General features: G+C 42.9%; 15 protein-coding genes, 1 pseudogene and 1 other annotated feature. Of the genes and pseudogenes, 5 read left to right on the top strand and 11 right to left on the bottom strand.

The window, feature by feature from the left end; genetic code table 11:
* Positions 1–71: 71 nt before the first annotated feature.
* Entirely contained in the window at positions 72–581 is a 510-nt protein-coding gene (locus tag AB8P72_RS06845) for a hypothetical protein (RefSeq protein ID WP_068403484.1), read from the bottom strand.
* Between the two features lie 102 nt (positions 582–683).
* On the opposite strand from AB8P72_RS06845, the gene AB8P72_RS06840 reads away from it, so the two are divergent.
* Positions 684–1,424: a serpin family protein gene (locus AB8P72_RS06840; protein WP_287045507.1), complete on the top strand. Its 741-nt coding sequence runs from the start codon at positions 684–686 to the stop codon at positions 1,422–1,424.
* Here AB8P72_RS06840 and AB8P72_RS06835 read toward each other — a convergent pair.
* The 3 genes and pseudogenes from AB8P72_RS06835 to AB8P72_RS06825 form a co-directional block, all read right to left on the bottom strand.
* Positions 1,425–1,679 (bottom strand): annotated as a pseudogene (locus tag AB8P72_RS06835) (IS3 family transposase); the annotation flags it as partial.
* A gap of 41 nt (positions 1,680–1,720) precedes the next feature.
* Positions 1,721–2,940 (bottom strand): IS3 family transposase gene (locus AB8P72_RS06830; protein WP_313205693.1). Its coding sequence is split into 2 segments (ribosomal slippage): positions 1,721–2,655 and positions 2,655–2,940, totalling 1,221 coding nucleotides; the frame shifts between segments, so codons are not numbered across the junction.
* Positions 2,549–2,665 (bottom strand) — a sequence feature (AL1L pseudoknot). (Overlaps the previous gene by 117 nt.)
* 220 nt (positions 2,941–3,160) lie before the next feature.
* Complete coding sequence (locus AB8P72_RS06825; RefSeq protein WP_068408371.1) at positions 3,161–4,066, bottom strand: LysR family transcriptional regulator; 906 nt, start codon at positions 4,064–4,066, stop codon at positions 3,161–3,163.
* Between the two features lie 293 nt (positions 4,067–4,359).
* Here AB8P72_RS06825 and AB8P72_RS06820 point away from each other — a divergent pair, with 293 nt between their 5' ends.
* The 4 genes from AB8P72_RS06820 (at position 4,360) to ppc (ending at position 12,150) form a co-directional block, all read left to right on the top strand.
* On the top strand, positions 4,360–6,063 hold the full coding sequence (locus AB8P72_RS06820) for an L-lactate permease (RefSeq protein ID WP_102076855.1): 1,704 nt from the start codon (positions 4,360–4,362) through the stop codon (positions 6,061–6,063).
* 65 nt (positions 6,064–6,128) lie between these two features.
* Positions 6,129–7,835, top strand: coding sequence for a D-lactate dehydrogenase (gene dld, locus AB8P72_RS06815; protein ID WP_068408377.1), 1,707 nt, complete (start codon positions 6,129–6,131; stop codon positions 7,833–7,835).
* Positions 7,836–7,962: 127 nt separating this feature from the next.
* A complete protein-coding gene (gene lldD / locus AB8P72_RS06810) occupies positions 7,963–9,105 on the top strand; it encodes an FMN-dependent L-lactate dehydrogenase LldD (protein WP_068408375.1) in 1,143 nt (380 codons plus the stop codon).
* A gap of 270 nt (positions 9,106–9,375) precedes the next feature.
* Positions 9,376–12,150 (top strand): phosphoenolpyruvate carboxylase, encoded by a 2,775-nt coding sequence (gene ppc, locus AB8P72_RS06805; protein ID WP_198327778.1) that lies wholly within the window; start codon positions 9,376–9,378, stop codon positions 12,148–12,150.
* A gap of 321 nt (positions 12,151–12,471) precedes the next feature.
* Here ppc and AB8P72_RS06800 read toward each other — a convergent pair whose 3' ends face one another.
* The 7 genes from AB8P72_RS06800 to AB8P72_RS06770 form a co-directional block, all read right to left on the bottom strand.
* Complete coding sequence (locus tag AB8P72_RS06800) at positions 12,472–13,521, bottom strand: dipeptidase (RefSeq protein ID WP_180952532.1); 1,050 nt, start codon at positions 13,519–13,521, stop codon at positions 12,472–12,474.
* Positions 13,521–14,675 (bottom strand): pyrroloquinoline quinone biosynthesis protein PqqE, encoded by a 1,155-nt coding sequence (gene pqqE / locus AB8P72_RS06795; protein ID WP_068407050.1) that lies wholly within the window; start codon positions 14,673–14,675, stop codon positions 13,521–13,523. Before pqqE ends, AB8P72_RS06800 begins: the two co-directional genes overlap by 1 nt.
* Complete coding sequence (gene pqqD, locus AB8P72_RS06790) at positions 14,672–14,956, bottom strand: pyrroloquinoline quinone biosynthesis peptide chaperone PqqD (RefSeq protein ID WP_068407047.1); 285 nt, start codon at positions 14,954–14,956, stop codon at positions 14,672–14,674. Before pqqD ends, pqqE begins: the two co-directional genes overlap by 4 nt.
* The gene (pqqC, locus tag AB8P72_RS06785; RefSeq protein ID WP_102076859.1) at positions 14,953–15,711 is read right to left on the bottom strand and encodes a pyrroloquinoline-quinone synthase PqqC; all 759 of its coding nucleotides are present in this window, start codon (positions 15,709–15,711) and stop codon (positions 14,953–14,955) included. Before pqqC ends, pqqD begins: the two co-directional genes overlap by 4 nt.
* A gap of 21 nt (positions 15,712–15,732) precedes the next feature.
* The gene (gene pqqB / locus AB8P72_RS06780; RefSeq protein ID WP_068407044.1) at positions 15,733–16,644 is read right to left on the bottom strand and encodes a pyrroloquinoline quinone biosynthesis protein PqqB; all 912 of its coding nucleotides are present in this window, start codon (positions 16,642–16,644) and stop codon (positions 15,733–15,735) included.
* 71 nt (positions 16,645–16,715) lie between these two features.
* Positions 16,716–16,790, bottom strand: a complete 75-nt coding sequence (gene pqqA / locus AB8P72_RS06775; RefSeq protein ID WP_082894360.1) for a pyrroloquinoline quinone precursor peptide PqqA — start codon at positions 16,788–16,790, stop codon at positions 16,716–16,718.
* A gap of 257 nt (positions 16,791–17,047) precedes the next feature.
* Positions 17,048–19,678 (bottom strand): membrane-bound PQQ-dependent dehydrogenase, glucose/quinate/shikimate family, encoded by a 2,631-nt coding sequence (locus tag AB8P72_RS06770; protein ID WP_087815443.1) that lies wholly within the window; start codon positions 19,676–19,678, stop codon positions 17,048–17,050.
* Between the last annotated feature and the right edge of the window lie 501 nt (positions 19,679–20,179).

Raw genomic sequence — 20,179 nt, 5'->3', positions numbered from 1 at the left:
AAGCACTTTCACTACTTGGCTTTTGTAAAGCACTCTCTCTTTATAATTGACCTCTTAAGCTGATTTGCCTGCTAGTCAAATTTAGTGCCGAACAATATTGAGCTACGTTTGAGGCACGAGGGCTTCGCTTTTGATATAAAAATATCTTGTACTTTTTGAAACTGACTATCTAAAGCAATACCATTTGAACGAATAATATTACCTATTAAAAAGCCTCTGTCATAAATATAGACAATGCCTTTACCTTTATCCCAATAGGTCACTCCTTCAGGCAGTATAGGCGTAGAAAACATGCCATCACTTGACTCTATTAATAAACAACCCTCTATTACAACCAATCGTCCACCGACCCCCATGTCTAACTGGGGTTCCTCAGGATCAAAAGGGTATGTAAATATATCTGCATATGTCGGTGTTAATATATTAGAGATATCCTCTATTTCAGTCTTCAGGACTTTATTCTCACTAGTGGCTTTATTCATCATGTTTTTTGAAGGTGTCATACAACCTGATATTAAGATTGCTAAAAATATGATTAAGTATTTTTTAAGCTTATGGCTGTCCTTATACACTGTATTCATCTGAAATATCATCCTTAAATTTATTAGCATATGTTTACTAAATCAGCCTAAACCCTTGTATATAATCAGGACATCATCCGAATTATAAAGAGGTACAGCGCCGTGAAAAACCGTAACTATTACATTTATAAAAAGCCTACGATTAAGCTCAGCATGGGTATGCTTGCTTTAGGCAGTTTACTGGCAATCGCTGGTTGTAATAATAGCTTGGTTGACAATCAACTGATAAAAGCGGCAGCCGAAAAACCTGTAGTTAGCAAGACTGAGAACCCTTCAACCCCAAAGACTGATAAGAACTATATCGCTGCTGACGACTCTGCTTCAACGCCTGAAGGTATCAAGCAAGTCGTTAATGCCAACAATCAATTCGCTATTGATCTGTATCAGCAGATAAATAAGCAACCTGCACAATCAGATAAAAACATCTTCTTCTCGCCCTATAGCTTGTCCACTGCCATGGCTATGCTCTATGCCGCAGCAGAGGGTGAAACAAAGCAGCAAATCCAAAAGACCTTTCATTATCCAACGCCAGCTATCCTTAATCCCAATAGTGCCGCGCTCTACAATCAATTTAATAAACCCAATTCAAATTATGACTTAAGCACGGTTAATGACTTATGGATACATCAAGGCTTGAGCCCCAATCAAACTTATTTGGATACGGTGCAGCGCTATTACGGTGGTAAAGTCACCACTCTTGATTTTAAAAACAGTCCTGAACCTTCCCGTCAGACTATCAATAAGACCATTGCCAAACATACCAAGCAGATGATTCCTGAGCTGCTCGCAAAAGATAGTGACCCCTGCCGTCAATCCCGTATATATAAACTTGGGAGATTTTGATTACGCAGCCTGACGATAATAATCAAACCACACCTGTCTTGGCGATTTATAGCCTAAACCCTTTTGAATCCTAGTCTGATTATAATATAACTCAATATATCCAATGATATCTCTGATAGCTGCAAACCTTGTTTTATAGTCTTGGTGATATACTAGCTCGTTCTTCAATATGCCCCAGAAGCTTTCTATGGGTGCGTTGTCAAAGCAGTTGCCTTTACCGCTCATTGAACCTGTAAACTGATGCTGCTTGATGATCTTGAACCGCCCCGACTTTATCGGAGGCTGATTTACTTTAGTCAGGCAGCAATGCCTGACAGGATTAAATTATCATAATACCGCTTTTCAAACTCAAAGGGCGACACATATCCAATCGTGCTATGCAGTCGTGTTTTGTTAAACCAATCGACCCATTCAAGGGTTGCCAGTTCAACATCGTTCACACCAGTCCAGTTTTGCTTTAAATAATGAATCACCTCAGACTTGTACAGCCCATTGACCGTTTCAGCCAGTGCGTTGTCATAAGAATCACCCGTAGTGCCAACAGAGGCAATCACACCGCAGTCAGCCATCTTATCTGTGTAGCGAATGGATAAATACTGAACCCCTCGATCACTGTGATGAATCACATCTTTGGGATTATTCCTATCTGCTATCGCTTGATTGAGCGCGGCCATCACCATATCGGTGTTCATGCGATTGGATACTTTCCAGCCCACAATGGCACGAGCGAACACATCAATAATAAAAGCAGTATAAACCCAGCCACTCAGTGTCTTGATATAGGTAAAATCTGCAACCCAAAGCTGATTAGGACGACGGGCATTAAAGTTACGATTGACCAAGTCATCAGCGCGCTTTTGGTCGTCACGGCTGTTGGTGGTGATCTTGCCCTTACCGCGCCAGATGCCTTGCATACCATACTGCTTCATTAAACGCTCTATGGTACACCGAGCAACCTTTAACCCGTCAGCTTTCATCTGCTGCCATACTTTACGCGCACCGTAACGGCATTTACTGTCCTGCCAAATACGTTTAATCTCTCTGAGATAATAGTCATCATGCTGACTGCGTAATGAGCGCTTCTCAGGGCAGTCCTCTAAGTCTTTAGCACGGTAGTAGGTTGATGGGGCAATCGGTAGTACTCTACAAATTAGCTCGACCCCATAACTACCTCTATAGTCATCAATAAACTGAACCATTATCTGGGTGGACGGTCGAGCTCCGCCTGGGCGAAAAAAGCAGCAGCCTTACGTATAATCTCATTGGCTTGCTTGAGCTCTTTATTCTCGCGTTCAAGCTCTTTAATACGTTGCTCTTGGCTTTGAGCTTGTACCGATGCAGGGATAGTTTGATCTATATGCTTCTTGTGCCATGAGCGCAGGGTTTCAGGCGTGCAGCCAATCTTAGGGGCAATGGCTTGAATAGCTGACCATGTGGAGGGATAGTCGTTTGCTGCTTCGATCAGCATACGAACAGCGCGTTCTTTAATCTCGGGAGTGTAGTGTCGTGTTTTCATCGTTGTATTCTCTCAGAATGTTGAGTCTCCGACAATACCGGGGCGGTTCACTGTTCATGCTACCAGCCATTTGCTCGGCCAGTTTCTTGATGTCAGATTGAGTAGTCATTGCTTATTCTCCTGTTATTGGATTATAAGCAGTTACACAGTTTTTAGGAAAGGCTCTATTAGCTTTTTTATTTCATTCATCTTTTTATAGACATCAAAATAGGCTTTTTACTTAGCAGTAGTAAGCCTGTTTCCGATGTAATGAGTCTCGCAAATGTGCAACGAGCAGTTTTAACTTTTGATCTGGTTGCCTGGCCTTAGGATATACTGCATACATGCCCAGTTCCTTTCGTGTAAACCGTTGCAAAATCTGAGTAAGTGTATGTTGTTGTATCTCCTCATGGACCAACGCTTGGGGCAAAAAAGCAATGCCTAAATCGCTGAGCGTGGCTTGTTTAATCGCACTAAGATGATTGCTATGAAACCTACCATGGACAGGCATTAATTGCTCTGTGCCGTCTATACATACTGGCCATATGTTGTTAGAGGTATTATCTAACTTATAGATTATGCACTCATGATTGTCTAATTCTTCAGGGGTTTGAGGCGTACCATATCGCTTTAAATAGTCTGGCGTCGCACATATCACCCATCGGCTATCTATAAGACGTCTTGCAATGAGCGATGAGTCTTCAAGCTCAGCGGTCCTTATTGCCAAATCAAATCCTTCCTCTATCAAGTCAACCAATCGATTGGTAATTTGTAACTCTACCGATACTTCAGGGTGTTGTTTACAGAATTCAGCAATAGATTCGCTCAATATGAAATTCGCAGAGACCACAGGCAGGGTTATACGTATATGGCCTTTCATATCTTCGCCGTAACCCGTTACTGCATCTTCAGCTTCCTGAAAGGCATGTTTAGCAATTTTAGCTTTGTCGTAAAGCGTCCTGCCGGCATCGGTTAAGCTCAACTTTCTAGTGGTTCTATAAATGAGTTGAGTATTTAAGTTCTCTTCTAATCTTGCAATGCGCTTGCTCACTACTGAATTGGTTAATGATAGCTTTTCAGCGACTTTAGAAAATGACCCTTCCTCAACAACTTGGACAAATAAAACCATATCGTCAGCTTTGACCATACTTGTGCTCCAATTGGCGTAATGCGGATTAGATTATAGCAAAAAAGGAAAATAATATTGTCCATTGATGCAATATATCAATTAATTAACAAGGCGTAGACTATTTTAGGGCTTTTTGAACATGGGCCATAGACTGTCGCAAGTCGTGCTCGGTTTTGTCTACAAGACGGCTTGGATAAATTAGCAGTCCCTGTTTGTGAATGTTTAATACAACTTAGTCATCATTGAGTCGTCAAAATAAAGGCTGCGATGACTTGGTTCAGGGAAGATCGCACAATCAAAAGGATGTAATTTTGAATCAAACAATATATGGGCTTTTGGCATTACTGCCAATCGTTCTCTGTGGTATTTTTCTTATAGGCTTGCAATGGTCAGCTAAAAAAACAATGCCTATCATTTTAGTTGTTACCGCTGCGCTTGCCATTTTTATATGGGATATGACGCTTAACCGAGTGTCATCATCTATTATTCAGGGTTTGGTGATAACTGTCTCGGTGTTGTGGATTGTCTTTGGTGCTATTTTTCTGTTGAATACATTAAAACATACTGGTGCAATCGCCGTTATCCGTGCTGGGTTTACCAATGTATCGCCAGATAGGCGTGTGCAAGCCATTATTATTGCATGGTGCTTTGGCTGCTTTCTTGAGGGTGCCTCAGGTTTTGGTACAGCTGCCGCTATTGCTGCGCCTTTGCTGGTGGCGATAGGATTTCCAGCGCTGGGTGCGGTGTTGATGGGAATGATGATACAAAGTACACCTGTATCATTTGGTGCGGTCGGTACGCCTATCGTTATTGGGGTAAATAATGGGTTAGATAAAGCGGCCATTAGCGCTCAACTGGCACAAGAAGGACTACAGTGGGGCGACTTTTTACAACTGATTACCAGTCAAGTGGCTATCATGCATGGTGTCATTGGTACGTTTATGCCACTTTTTATGGTGATGATGCTCACCCGCTTTTTTGGTAAGAATAAAAGCTGGAAAGAAGGCTTCGCTATTTGGCCGTTTGCGATTTTTGCAGGCTTGGCATTTACAATCCCTTATATGATAACCGGTGTTTTTTTAGGGCCAGAGTTTCCTTCACTGGTCGGAGGTTTAGTTAGTATAGCCATTGTTGTAAACGCTGCTAAAAGAGGGTTTTTAGTCCCAAAAACAACTTGGGATTTTGCGCCTCAGAAAAACTGGCCAAGCGAATGGATGGGTAAACTGGTGGTCAGTAAAGAAGATGTGACGCTTGATTTAACCAGTAAAAAGATGTCTGCGGTTATGGCGTGGTTCCCTTATTTACTCGTTGCAGTCTTACTGGTGTGCTCAAGAGTATTCGCTGGATTTGAATCCTTATTAACCAGTGCAACGTTAGATTTTACGACGGTTTTAGGAGAGGCAGATGTAAGCGCTAGTTTTAGTCCTCTGTACTTACCTGGAGGCTTGTTAGTAATAAGCGCCTTGGTTGCCGCTGCTCTGCAAACTAAAAAACCAGGTAGTGCACTAAATAATGCCTTTAAAGAATCAACTAAAACGGTCTTAGGAGCTGGTTTTGTACTGGTTTTTACGATTCCAATGGTCAGAATCTTTATCAATTCAGGGGTAAACTTATCAGATGTGGCGAGTATGCCAGTCGCCAGTGCCGAGTTGTTTGCGGGTACTTTTGGCAACGCTTTTCCGTTAATTAGTTCTACCATTGGTGCACTAGGGGCCTTTATCGCGGGTTCTAATACCGTTTCTAACATGATGTTTAGTCAATTTCAGTATGAAGCGGCGGTGAGCCTACGTATTTCACCTTCTTTAATCATAGCGTCTCAAGCTGTTGGTGCCGCAGCCGGTAATATGGTTGCCATACATAACGTGGTGGCTGCATCAGCAACGGTGGGTTTACTTGGTATGGAGGGCGCCACACTTAGGCGTACTATTTTACCCACCATATACTATGTGTTGTTCTGTGGCATCATCGTCATGGCCGCCATTTACATTTTTGGTTTTCAAGGGCCCTTAGCATGATGAATGACACACAATCACAAGATAAGGAGCATCATATATCTTCGTCAAATCGCGATTCTCAAGGCATGCTTAGTCCTGATCAAGTACTAGACAAGCTAACACAATTACTGGGTGCTAGTAATGTACAGGCTGATCCAGAGAAAAATGAGCACTATAGAATGGGGTGGCGCTCTGGTGGTGGCAGTGCCTTAGCCGTTTTATTTCCGCAAACACTGCTGGAGATTTGGCGTAGCCTAGAAGTATGCGTTGAAGGCGACTGCATCATTATCATGCAAGCGGCTAAGACAGGTCTGACTGAAGGCTCAACACCGAGCGGTAATGACTACGATAGACCAGTTGTGGTGATTAATACGCTTGCAATGAACCAGTTGTATTTGGTGAATGACAACGAGCAAGTGATCAGCTTGCCTGGTGCGACATTGCATCAGCTACAAAGTCAGCTTAATGCTGTCAATAGAGCGCCTCATTCCGTCATCGGTTCCTCGACGTTAGGCGCGTCTATTATTGGCGGTATATCTAATAACTCTGGTGGGGCTTTGGTCAAAAGAGGGCCCGCCTATACCGAGCTTGCGTTGTTTGCCCAAATAAACGAACAAGGACAGCTGGTATTGGTTAATCATCTAGACGTAGAGCTAGGTGATACGCCAGAAGAAATACTGACTAATTTGCAAAATGGTAATTTTGATAAAAGAGAATTACCTGATAGTGGCAAGCTCGCATCTGACAAAGAGTACATCGCCAGAGTAAAAGACGTTGATGCAAGCACGCCCAGTCGCTTTAATGCGGACAAGCGCAGACTGTATGAAGCCAGTGGCTGCGCTGGCAAGCTTGCGGTGTTTGCAGTACGTCTTGACACTTATCCAATAGCGGCAAAAGAGAAAACCTTTTACATAGGCACTAACAGTGTGAGTGAGCTTGCACAGCTCAGAAGGCAGATACTATCAAGCTTCGACAATATCCCTGAAGTGGGCGAGTATATGCATCGTGATATATTTGATGTCTCCGCTAAATACGGTAAAGACACGTTCCTAAGTATTAAGCATCTCGGCACAGATGCCTTACCTAGATTGTTTTCTATCAAAGGCGCTATTGACGCTAAATTTCATAAGTGGTCATGGATGCCAAAGCATTTTACTGACAAAGTCATGCAGTTCATCGCTACTCTATTTCCAAAGCATTTACCGAAGCGCATGATTGAGTATCGTGAACAATATGAGCATCACCTAATCTTAAAAATGAGTGATGAAGGGATAGCAGAGGCACAGGATTTTCTGAAGACCTTCTTTGCTGCTTCAGACACGGGTAACTATTTTGAATGTAGCCAGGAAGAGTCAGAAAGCGCGCTTTTAAATCGTTTTGCGGCAGCCGGTGCCGCATTACGCTATGAAATCATACATGAAAAAGAAGTTGGTGAGATATTGGCATTAGATATTGCCATACCGCGTAATGAATTAGAATGGCTTGAAACCCTACCTGAAGAAATTGAAAAACACTTAGAGATGAAGCTGTATTACGGACACTTCTTTTGCTATGTGTTTCATCAAGATTATATTTTGAAGAAGGGCAGTGATGCACACCTTGTTAAAAAGATGATGTTAGAGCTATTGAGCGCACGCGGAGCCAAATATCCTGCTGAGCATAATGTAGGGCATCTATACGAAGCAGAGCCTGATTTGCAGAATTTCTATAAAAGCCTAGACCCAACCAATAGCTTTAATCCCGGCATCGGTAAAATGTCGAAAACCAAACGTAACTGCTCGTGCTGTGTGTAATAGTGAGTGTGGGTTGAGCTTGCCGCTTCAAAAATAAGCCAATTGCATCCATCGTTTAGCACTAATCAATAAATAATTAGAGATTCAAAAATATTACATAGATATTTAACAGAATAAGGGCAAGCGTATGATTATTTCATCTCCAAACGACTACAGGGCTGCTGCCAAGCGCCGACTGCCACCATTTCTATTTCATTATATAGATGGCGGTGCTTATGAGGAATATACCTTAAAACATAATGTTGAAGATTTATCGAAAATTGCCCTTAGACAACGTGTACTAAATGATATGTCACTGCTTAGTCTCGAGACGCAGTTATTTAATGAAACTCTGTCTATGCCTGTCGCGTTGTCACCCGTGGGTCTGACAGGTATGTATGCCCGCCGCGGAGAAGTGCAGGCCGCTATGGCAGCCGATCAAAAAGGCATTCCGTTTACCATGTCGACAGTTTCGGTTTGTCCGATTGAAGAAGTAGCGCCTAAAATTAACCGTCCGATGTGGTTTCAGCTTTATGTATTAAAGGACCGAGGTTTTATGAAAAATGCCTTGGAGCGTGCCAAAGCGGCGGGGTGTTCGACCTTGGTTTTTACGGTAGATATGCCAGTACCAGGGGCACGCTACCGAGATATGCACTCTGGTATGAGCGGTAAAAATGCTGCTATGCGCCGTTACTTACAGTCTATGACGCATCCGCAATGGGCATGGGATGTAGGGCTAAATGGCCGTCCGCACGATCTGGGCAATATCTCTACTTATTTAGGTAAGCCAACAGGATTGGAAGACTATATAGGCTGGCTAGGTAATAACTTTGACCCCTCTATTTCTTGGAAAGATTTAGATTGGATTCGCGAGTACTGGGATGGGCCTATGGTCATCAAAGGTATTTTGGACCCAGAAGATGCCAAAGATGCGGTGCGTTTTGGAGCCGACGGCATAGTCGTATCGAATCATGGTGGGCGACAGCTGGACGGTGTTTTATCCAGTGCACGTGCTCTGCCTCCTATTGCCGATGCAGTTAAAGGAGAGATTAAAATTTTAGCCGACTCTGGTATACGTAATGGCTTAGATATTGTGCGTATGTTGGCTTTGGGCGCTGATATTTGCATGCTAGGGCGCGCTTTTATTTATGCTTTAGCAGCGGATGGCGGTGCAGGGGTAAGCAATTTGTTAGAACTGCTAGATAAAGAAATACGCGTCGCAATGACCTTGACTGGTGCCAAAACGATTGCTGATATTAATTCTGACTGTTTAGTAAAGCTGGAGAATTAAACTTGAAGCCGTTAGTTTAGTCATCAATCGTAATAATGAAACTCATAATATTGTTGGCTGACTAGGGATAGACAGATATACCATTACAGGAATGGCTGACCCAGTATCACCAAAAAATAAATGATTAATACATAAAGCTGACAACGTCTTGGCTGATGAGAAGCGAGAGCTTCGAGATCCACATAAACAGGTTAAATGGCTTACACCATAGAAAACCTACATTTAAGACCGCACGACTATATTTGAATGAATTTGATCAGGAGATCAAGGATGACTATTGATAACGACGTACTACGTGAACGCATCAGCTTATTAGGCTCATTTCTAGGAGAGGCGATTTCTCGGCAAACGGGCGAACAAACACTCAACACGATTGAAACCCTACGCCAAGGTTTTATCCAGCAACGCCGGGCGCCTAACGCAGCGAACCAGCAACAACTCATCGACTTTATTGCCTCGTTAGACAACCAAACCTTAAAAAATGTCATCCGCAGCTTTTCTATCTATTTCTTCTTAGCCAATCTCAGTGAAGAAAATTACTTACGAGAACAACGTCAAGCCTTGCGTATGCAATCGGAACATAGCTGGGAAGGCTCGTTTCGGCGTACGCTGCTTGAATGTCGTGAGCGCAATATTGAACCCGCCCAAATGCAAGAGCTGATTGAGCAACTAAAATTTATCCCAGTATTCACCGCCCATCCGACTGAAGCGCGTCGCCGTACGACGATGAATCTATTGCAGAGTTTATTCAAGCATAGCGATGCTTTGAATAATCTTCCTGAAAACAGTTTCGCCTATGAGCAAGCGAAAGAACAAACGGCGCAAACCATTGATTTATTATGGTCATCTGATGAAGTACGGACGCGTAAACCTTTAGTCTATGACGAGATCAATAATGGCCTGCATTATTTCAATGCCAGTTTATTCAGCGCCATTCCCAAAGTTTACCGTAATATTAAAGACGCCATTGTTGATATCTATCCTGAGCTAACAGACTATCCCTTACCGGCGTTCATGAGCTTTGGTTCTTGGATCGGTGGTGACAGAGATGGCAATCCCTTTGTCACTCATGACACCACAGAAATGGCCGTATTGATGCATGCCAATACCGTCTTGCGTCACTATCAAGTGTTGATCAAAAAATTGCGTCGTGAACTGATTCACAGCGATACAATTGTCGCTATCGAACCTGACGTGTATACAAAAATTGAAAGTTATCGTGAGCTCGACAGACGAGTCTTTGATTACAATACTGACGATTACAACAATGAGCCGTACCGAAGACTGTTATCGATTATTCTTGCCAAAATAAAATCGACTAATAGCCATATTCAAAGCAAAGGTAGTGATAGCGAGGCTGAAAAAGATGCTTACACCAATCCGCAAGAATTGTTAGAAGATTTACGCATCATTCGGAAAAGTGTCAATACTCACGATACGGCACATGGCGAAGGCTTATTACTTGATATGATTCGTTTGGTCAAAACCTGTGGTTTTCATTTGGCAGCGCTCGATATTCGTCAAGAGTCCTCTTATCATAGCGAGGTGATAGCTGATATTTTTGCCAATGCCTCTAATCTGCCAGATTATCAAATGCTCACTGAAACTGAGCGCCAAGAATGGCTAACGCGCTTACTTGAAAAGCCCGGTACACCGCTCATTTATACCGATAACTTGAGTGATAAAACACGCGAACAATTGGCTTTGATGAACTCTGTGGCAACCTTACGTAAACTGGTCGGGCAAGATACTTTCGGCAGTTACGTCATATCAATGACCAATAACGCCAGTCAATTATTAGAAGTGTTACTACTCATGCGCTTTGCAGGCTTATGTACAGTGAATGACGAAGGGCAACTGTCCGCTGACTTACCCGTCGCACCCTTGTTTGAAACCATCGAAGACCTTAAAAATATCGATAAGATTTTACCTGCCGTCTTGGATAATCCGCTTTATCGAGGGTTGCTGCAACACTTAGATAACACGCAAGAAATCATGCTGGGTTATTCAGATTCATCAAAAGATGGCGGTATTATCACCTCTGCATGGCAGCTGTATAGCGCGCAGCAAACCATTAACCGTATCGCTGAGGAATATGGTATCAAAACCCGCTTGTTTCATGGCCGTGGTGGCTCTGTCAGTCGTGGTGGCGGCTCAACACATAATGCAATTGCCGCTCAGCCCGCAGGGACACTGCATGGAGAAATTAAAGTCACCGAGCAGGGCGAAGTCCTTTATGCCAAATATGCCAACACCGATACCGCTGTGTTTGAGCTAACCATGGGCATCACTGGTACCCTCAAAGCGTGCTCAACAAGATTTGTGGTGCAACCGCCTGAACTACCAAATTATGAAGCACTCTTTGCGCGTCTAGCCGATGCGGGTGAACAAAGTTATCGTACGCTTACTGACCATACCGAAGGGTTTTATCAGTTCTACTCACAAGTGACGCCAGTGCAGGAAATCTCTTTATTAAATATCGGCTCACGCCCAGCGCACCGTAACAAAGGTCTGCCTAGTAAGACAACCTTGCGGGCGATTCCCTGGGTATTTGGTTGGTCTTTAGCGCGCTTTACCCTACCAGCTTGGTATGGCGTAGGTAGTGCTCTTCATAGTGTTAAACAAGACGAAGCTTTAATGAGGGAGATGAACAGTTGCTGGCCATTTTTTAACGTATTTATTAGTAATATTGAAATGGCGTTTACCAAGTCTGAGATGAGCATTGCTCAGGCTTATAGTCAGTTATGTGAAGATGAGGGATTACGTGAAAAGATTATGCAAGCGGTAATCGATGAGCACGAGCTGACATTTTCAGGTTTAAATTCTTTGCTTAACCAGACATCATTATTGGCACATCAGCAAAACCTTGCCGCGTCACTGCAGTGGCGAAATGCTTATTTAGATCCGATTAACTACATACAAATCGAGTTGTTGAAACGTGCCAGACAAAAAGACACTATATATGATGACGGTGACTTTAGTGTTGAAGATCCATTAATCCGTAGTATCAATGCTTTGGCAGCGGGTCTACGCAATACGGGTTAATTAATAGAGAATTACGTTCAGATATCTAACTTATGACCTAAATACATTGACTTCCTTTAATTAAATTAAGAAGGTTGAAAAGGTGTAAGGGTCAACTAATTTAGATGTGGGTGGGTTTCTATCGTCAGGCTCCCTAACTAAAATCTCCCGAATTTTTTTATACGGATTTGACGGTAGGGGTCAGTCAGCTACCAGCTATCGAGACGACCCGTATGTAACTTGGTGAAACAGATGCTTGATTATGCCACTACAGTCTATTAATTAGGCAGCAATTGAGACAAGATGTTAGAAAAAAATATTGCCTCTCAAAAAGCTCGATTATCACTGCCATATCCTATCCAGCACAGTGAACCAATTCTTTGACGTAATCTTTTCAATGAGTGGATCGGAGAAATGTCGTTGTTGCATGTGCTCAATCAGCATAGAGATTTGACTGATATCAGATAACTCATCTGGCAATAGACAACCATCAAAATCAGAGCCAAAACCGACGTGATCTTCGCCTAAATGGTCAACTAGATAATCAAGATGATCGACAATCACATCAACTGAAGTTTGCGTGTTGCGTTGACCGTCAGCACGAAGAAATGCAACATCAAAGTTCACCCCAACCATACCACCGCTTTGTTTAATGGCAGCCAGTTGCTGGTCAGTCAAATTCCTTGCTTGCTGACATAACGCGTGTGCATTAGAGTGTGTCGCGACAATGGGCTGATCAATAATCTCTAACGTATCCCAAAAAGCACGCTCATTCATATGCGACACATCGATTAGCATATGTTTTTCACGACACTTTAGAATGAGGTCTTTACCTTGATCCGTGAGACCAGATCCTGTATCGGGAGAATGAGGAAAGGAGGCATTTAAGCCATCACCAAAGAGGCTTTTTCTATTCCAGAGTGGCCCTATACTTCTAAGACCTGCATCATAAAAAACATCCAATAACTCAGGTTTAATGGCTAAAAACTCAGCACCTTCCAAATGAAGGATGATGGCTAATTGCTGATTCTGCTGACAGGCTTGAATTTGCGCTAAAGACTTACAAATCTGAATCTGACCGTCTGATCGCGCCTGTAATTGTTGCACAAGTGCCAACTGTGCACAGCAAATATCCACGATTTTTTGCGGCTCAAAATCTAAGCCTGAGAGATTTGATAACTTGTCAGGATGGTTTTTTTTAACATAAGCGTAGGGCGGCAGGAAAATAGAAAATAAGCCGCCCATCCATCCCGCTTTCTGACAACGTTGTAAATCCAAATGTCCTGGTAGCGTACCATAAATGAAATCATGCACAGGATCTGCGGCTGCACTCAGCCACAGTCGGGTCAATAGGTCGTTATGTCCATCAAATATCACAGGCTGAGCATTCATTATTCATCCATTACCGTACGAGTAGGAATTAATTGCTCTTGACTCAATAGCTTTGAGTTTTTAGGGTTCCTAAAGCGTAACTCTTCAAAGGAAACTGGCGTTTCACTGTTTATACGCGCTTCCTCGATCAGATAATGATAAGGTGATTTGCCACACACAGGATCGGCATTTTTGGCATCCCCAGTCAGCATAAACGCTTGGCAACGACAGCCGCTGTAATCCCGCTCTTTATCTGGGCAGCTTTGGCACATGTCAGGCATCCAATCGTCACCGCGAAACTGATTAAAGCTCGCAGACTCATACCAAATATCTGCAAGTTGGGTGTTGCGTACGTTAGGGAACTGTATTGGTAATTGTCTGGCGGCATGGCAAGGTAGGGCTGTGCCGTCCGGTGCCACAGTCAAGAAAATCTTACCCCAACCATCCATACAGGGTTTAGGACGTTCTTCGTAATAATCAGGAACGACAAAAATGAGTTTACATTTGATGCCACGTTTTTCAATTTTCTTGCGGTGCTCATTGGTAATACGCTCGGCTCGAACCACTTGCGCTTTGGTTGGTAGTAAGCCTTCGATATTCTCAAATGCCCAACCATAAAACTGACAAATGGCCAGTTCAACGGTATCGGCTTCCAGCTCTAAGCACAGCTCAATAATCTGATCAATCTGATCAATATTCTGCCGATGAATGACAAAGTTGAGCACCATAGGATAGTTGTACTGCTTGACCAGACGTGACATCTCATACTTTTGTTCAAAGGCATGTTTTGAGCCAGCCAATGCATTGTTAACCGTTGGATCACTGGCTTGGAAACTGATCTGAATGTGGTCAAGGCCAGCCTCTTTTAATCGAGCAATCCGAGATTCGTTCAATCCCATGCCTGATGTGATTAAATTGGTGTAAAAACCTTTGTTATGAGCATAAGCGACCAATTGTTCTAAATCTTGACGAACGAGTGGTTCACCGCCAGAAAAGCCGAGCTGCACCGTGCCCATTTGCCGCGCCTGATCAAGAACATCGAACCATTCTTGCGTTGTCAGTTCCTGCTTATACTGAGCATAATCAACAGGATTAGAGCAATAAGGGCATTGTAATGGGCAGCGATAGGTAAGCTCAGCCAATAGCCATAATGGCAGTCCTACTGGCGCAGTCATACTAAATCAATCCAATGTTCACGTTGAGCCACCAACATATATTCGATAATGTCTTGCTCGATTTCAGGTATATCACCAAACATAGCCTTCACCTTTTTAATAATATCAGCAATGGACGCTTGACCATCAATGTGTTGACCGATGATGCTGGCACTCTCATTTAATTTGATCATCCCTTCAGGGTACAGCAACACATAAGCGTTCTGTGCAGGCTCAAACTGAAAGCGATAACCATGACGCCATACTGGGACGATAGAGTGATCTAGTTCAGGTAAACTCATTTGAACAATCCTTTATGCCAGACATTATCATCAGTGACGCTTTGATAAGGGGCTTGATTATGGACATAGGCCAAGCTCAAAGAATCCAAAATGGTCCACAAAATATCCAGTTTAAATTGTAGAATCTCTAGCATACGCTCTTGTTGTTCAACTGTTTTGAATGAGTCGAGCGTAATGGTTAGGCCATGCTCAACATCGCGGCGGGCCTGACTTAAGCGCGAGCGAAAATAGGTATAACCTTGCTCTTTAATCCAAGGATAATGTTTTGGCCAAGACTCTAAGCGCGATTGATGAATCTGCGGGGCAAAAAGCTCTGTCAGTGAGCTGCTGGCTGCTTCTCGCCATGAGGTACGACGCGCAAAATTTACATAAGCATCGACTGCAAAACGTACACCCGGCAACACCAATTCTTCAGAAATCACTTGTTCGCGGCTAAGACCAACCGCTTCTGCCAGACTCAACCATGCTTCACGACCGCCACCATCAGGATACACGCCATCTTGATCAATCATGCGCTGAATCCACTCTTGACGCACCCGCTGATCGGGGCAATTCGCCATGATTGCCGCATCTTTCAAGGGAATATTGATTTGATAATAGAATCTGTTGGCGACCCACGCTTGAATCTGCTGTTGAGTCGCTTGTCCTTCATGCATCATGATATGAAAAGGGTGGTAAATATGGTAATACTGACCTTTAGCCATAATCGCTTGTTCAAAGGCCTCTACGCTTAGGGCTATTTTTTCTTCTTGCATTATCTTCATTTTGCTGTCGCCTTACAATTCAATCTGCATACCATCAAACGCCACTTCAACACCGTGTTGTTTCAATGTTGCAGCCTGTTCAGATTGTTCATTCAATATTGGGTTGGTGTTATTAATGTGGATCAATACCTTACGAATGTTTTTGAGCTGATCTAAATAGTGCAGTGATCCATCTTCACCACTAATGTGTAAATGCCCCATGTCTTGGCCTGTTTTTGTACCGACACCGCATTCTTGCATCTCACTGTCAGTCCATAAAGTGCCATCAATCATCACACAATCAGAGGCTTCCATAATCTGCATAATATCATCGTCAATTTTGCCCAAACCTGGCGCGTAAAAGAGTTGTTTTTGCGTTTTTAAGTCTTTTACAATCAGCGCAATATTATCGCCATCATGGGGGTTATTACGATGTGGCGAGTAGGGTGGTGCCGAGCTTCTAATCACCAAAGGCGTCAATTCTAAATTGCTAAAACCTTCAATATTAAAGGTCTGTTTCGGATCAATTTGGTGATATTGCAGGCCACCATTCCAGTGTTTCAACATATTGAAAATAGGAAACCCTGTCGTGAGATCTTGGTAGACCATCTCAGTACACCAAACAGGAATCGGACACCCTTCTCGCAGGGTCAATAGCCCAGTCGTATGGTCAAGCTGACTGTCCATCAAAACCACATTCGTGATGCCTGTATCTCTCAGGTTACGTGCTGGCTGTGCCGCCTTAAATTCAAATAATTGCTGACGAATATCAGGTGACGCGTTGAATAAAATCCAATCTATGCCATTCTCTGATATGGCTATCGAAGACTGGGTGCGGGTCTTTGCTTCAATTGTGCCTTGACGAACACCATGACAATTATAGCAATTGCAATTCCACTGTGGAAAACCACCACCAGCCGCTGAGCCTAAAACGTGAATATACATAAATCAATATTTCCAAAAAAATAAAAGCCCTAATCATCTAGGGCTTTTAATGTATTTAAGTCTAGTAAATTTTAACGCGCTTCAAAATACATAGTGACTTCGAAACCGATACGGATATCTTGAAAAGCTGGTTTAGTCCATTGCATAGGATTACTCCGGAAAGATCTCACTAGCTAATAAGTAAGATTAGTAAAAAGAATCTTTAATGGTATTCTAATCTAGCCCCTGCTGTCAAATCTGTAAAAAGACGGAAAACATTTTAGTTACGCAGTCTAACAGTAGTAATCAAACTATACTTATCTTGGCATATACCACTGTTCATTGTAAGGTAAATTGGATATATGCCTTAGTAATAAAACGGCAATGAATCAAATCATTACCGCTTCATTAAACAGGTATGATGTTACTTGGCTTTGTCAGCAAGTTTATAAGCCATAACATAATCCCCAATAGTAGTACCAACTGAACCATGTCCACCAGCTACCAATACGACCATCTGCTCACCTTTAGAATTTAGATAAGTCATAGGCGTCGCTTGGCCACCTGCTGGAATACGAACATTCCACAATACATCGCCATTTTTTAAATCATAGGCGCGGAAGTTGTTTTCAGTAGCCGCTGACAAAAATGCTACGCCTCCTTTTGTGATGATGGGTCCGCCAATACCAGGAACACCCAGCTCAAACTTCAATGGAATAGGGGACAAATCTTGCACGGTACCGTTTCTACGTTGATAGGCAATCTCACCGGTTGCTAGGTCAGCACCCGCTACTGTGCCCCATGGTGGTTGCTGACAAGGAATGCCTAACGGTGATAAAAATGGTCCCAGCTCTACCGCGTAATCTGCACCTTTATTTTCATTAACTCCTTGCTCTCCTGTATTGGTTTCTCCCTCACCAAGATTGTCTCTAGGAATGAGTTTTGATGTAAATGCCAAATAAGTTGGCATACCAAACATTACGCCATTTTCAGGATCAACGGCGAGGCCGCCCCAGTTAAAGGTACCGAAGTTACCAGGATAGACCAAACTGCCATTCGTCGATGGTGGTGTATAACGACCATCATAATTGAGTTGGTTAAACTCAATACGGCACATCATCTGATCAATGAGGCTAGCGCCCCACATGTCTTTTTCTTTCAACATCGGCGGCTCAAAACTCAAACCAGAGTAAGGTTGCGTTGGAGCGACATGTTCACCTGCAACCAAGTAACCTTGCGGCGCGGCGCGTTCTTTGATCGGTACGATTGGCTCGCCTGTTGCACGATTCAATACATACACATCGCCTTGTTTGGTGGGAACAACCAGTGCAGGCTGAACACCTTCTTTGGTTTTTAAGTCAAGTAAGCTTGGCTGAGCTGGCGTGTCCATATCCCAAAGATCATGGTGAACAAATTGTTGAACCCAGCGCGCTTTACCTGTTTTAATGTCTAAAGCGACAACAGACGTCGCATATTTTTCTTCATCTGCGGTTCGATAGCTGCCTAATTGATCCGGTACACGATTGCCCATAGGGAAATAGACCAAACCAAGTTCTTCATCAGCGCTGGCGATCGCCCATGAGTTTGGTGAACTGGTTTTGTACATCTGAGTTGGATCATTGACATCGAAAGGCGCTGTGTTATCAGGATCTCCTGAATCCCAGTTCCATAGTAGCTCGCCAGTATTGACATCATACGCACGAATAACACCAGAAGGTGAATTGACGTCGTAGTTATCATTAACGGCACCTGCCACCACAATCGTATTGCCTACCACTATCGGAGGCGACGTTGAATAATAATAACCCGCTTGTTTAAATGGCATATTGTGCATTAAATCTAAAGCACCATCTTTACCAAAATCTTGACAACGTTGCCCAGTATTTGGGTCAAGTGCATATAACTTAGCATCGGAAGTTGGAATAAATATTTTTGCATCGCATTGCTTAGACGCGTTTTCAAAGGTATTACCAGCTACTTTCTGAACTGGTGTATGGCCGGTCTTGACAGTTGTGTTAGTCACAGCTGCATTATTGGTATTTGCGCCATTGATGGCATTATTACTATTTGTCTCATCATTAATAACTGGAGAAATACTATCAGTACCAGCTTGACCTGCATAATAGGACACGCCTCGACACGTTTGATGTTGGCGTTGTAGATTTTTTCCTACTTTGGGGTCAAACTTCCATAATGTTTGACCAGAGTCTGCGTCCAAAGCTAATACCCAGTTGTGTGGAGTGCACATATATAGGGCATTGCCAATCTTTAAAGGAGTTGCCTGATAGGTGGTCTCACCGATATCATTAGGACCTTTGACATCACCTGTTTGAATTTGCCAAGCAAGCTCTAAGTCTTTGACATTATCAGTGGTGATTTGAGTCAGAGGCGAGTAGCGCTGCCCATAGTCAGTACCACCATACGCGCTCCACTCACCCTCTGGCGTTTGCTCGCCATTTGATAACGGAACACCAAGATTTGTAGGTGTTGAATTTTGATCAGCACCATCTTTGGCAGTTAAATTGAGTTCACCTAACTTATCGGTGGCATTATTAGCCATACTACCAAAAGAGATCAGTGCGCCCACAACCACACTAGCCAGCAATCCCCAATAATAAATAGGGTTTTTTGAGTTATTTTTGGCGTCTTTGAAGGGAGTTGTAATAAGATTTTCGGAATGTAAGCTCGATGTACCATTAGCAACTAAATTTTTATCAGAGCTCTTTGATACTCGAGTTTTATTACCCTGCATCTTGTTAGATACCCATGGCAATAACATTAATAAACCAAATATCAGCGGAAAGCCCAAGCGAGTTGCCAGTGCCCACCAATAAAACCCAGATTCCCAAAGCGCCCAAGCCAGGGTCGCTATAATAAAAATAGTATAGAGCCCATAGGCGCTCCAATGTCTTTTAAATAGCAAGAATGCTGTGACAAGCATCGTAATGCCAGCAATAACATAGTAAGCGCTACCGCCTAACGAGAGTAAGTAGGTACCTCCAATAAGCAAAGGTGCGGCAAAAACCGCCATAATAATAGCTATGAATTTTTCCATGAGCGGAACCACCTGTTTATATAAAAGCAGATTGGCATGCAATGATGGACGACCAGTTAAAACTAGGCGTCCATCATTACATACCTATGTAATTAACAAATAAATCAAACGTCGAATAACGTTTTGGACTTTATTTTATCACTTATACACAAGATCAGTAAAGGTAAGGTAAGATAGGAAAAACTGTTTGGTAAGTGTTTTAGATACTAGGGCGTGTCTTCATTTTAAAAATGGTGATAAAGATTAGATAAATTGTAGTCAAACAAGGAAAATAGCGCCGTTAATATCGGGATATTACCTAGCTATTTGATGAAGTTTGGCAAAATTTAGCCATTTTTAGCCCATTTAGATGTCCATCGATTGAATTGAAGACACGCCCTAAACTGTTTTTGATATAAATCCATAAATGCATAGCCTAAGACTCAAGTCCTCACTAGCAGACTGAGCTTCTTCCTAGAGATGTTACGTTAAATGGTTTTCATGCAAAAAAAGTCATCGGTT

The sequence above is a fragment of the Psychrobacter sp. CLB018 genome, from assembly GCF_041222815.1.
GTDB lineage: Bacteria > Pseudomonadota > Gammaproteobacteria > Pseudomonadales > Moraxellaceae > Psychrobacter > Psychrobacter faecalis.
The sequence above is the reverse complement of the archived record's forward strand: the minus strand, read 5'-3'. Positions and strand labels throughout refer to the sequence as shown.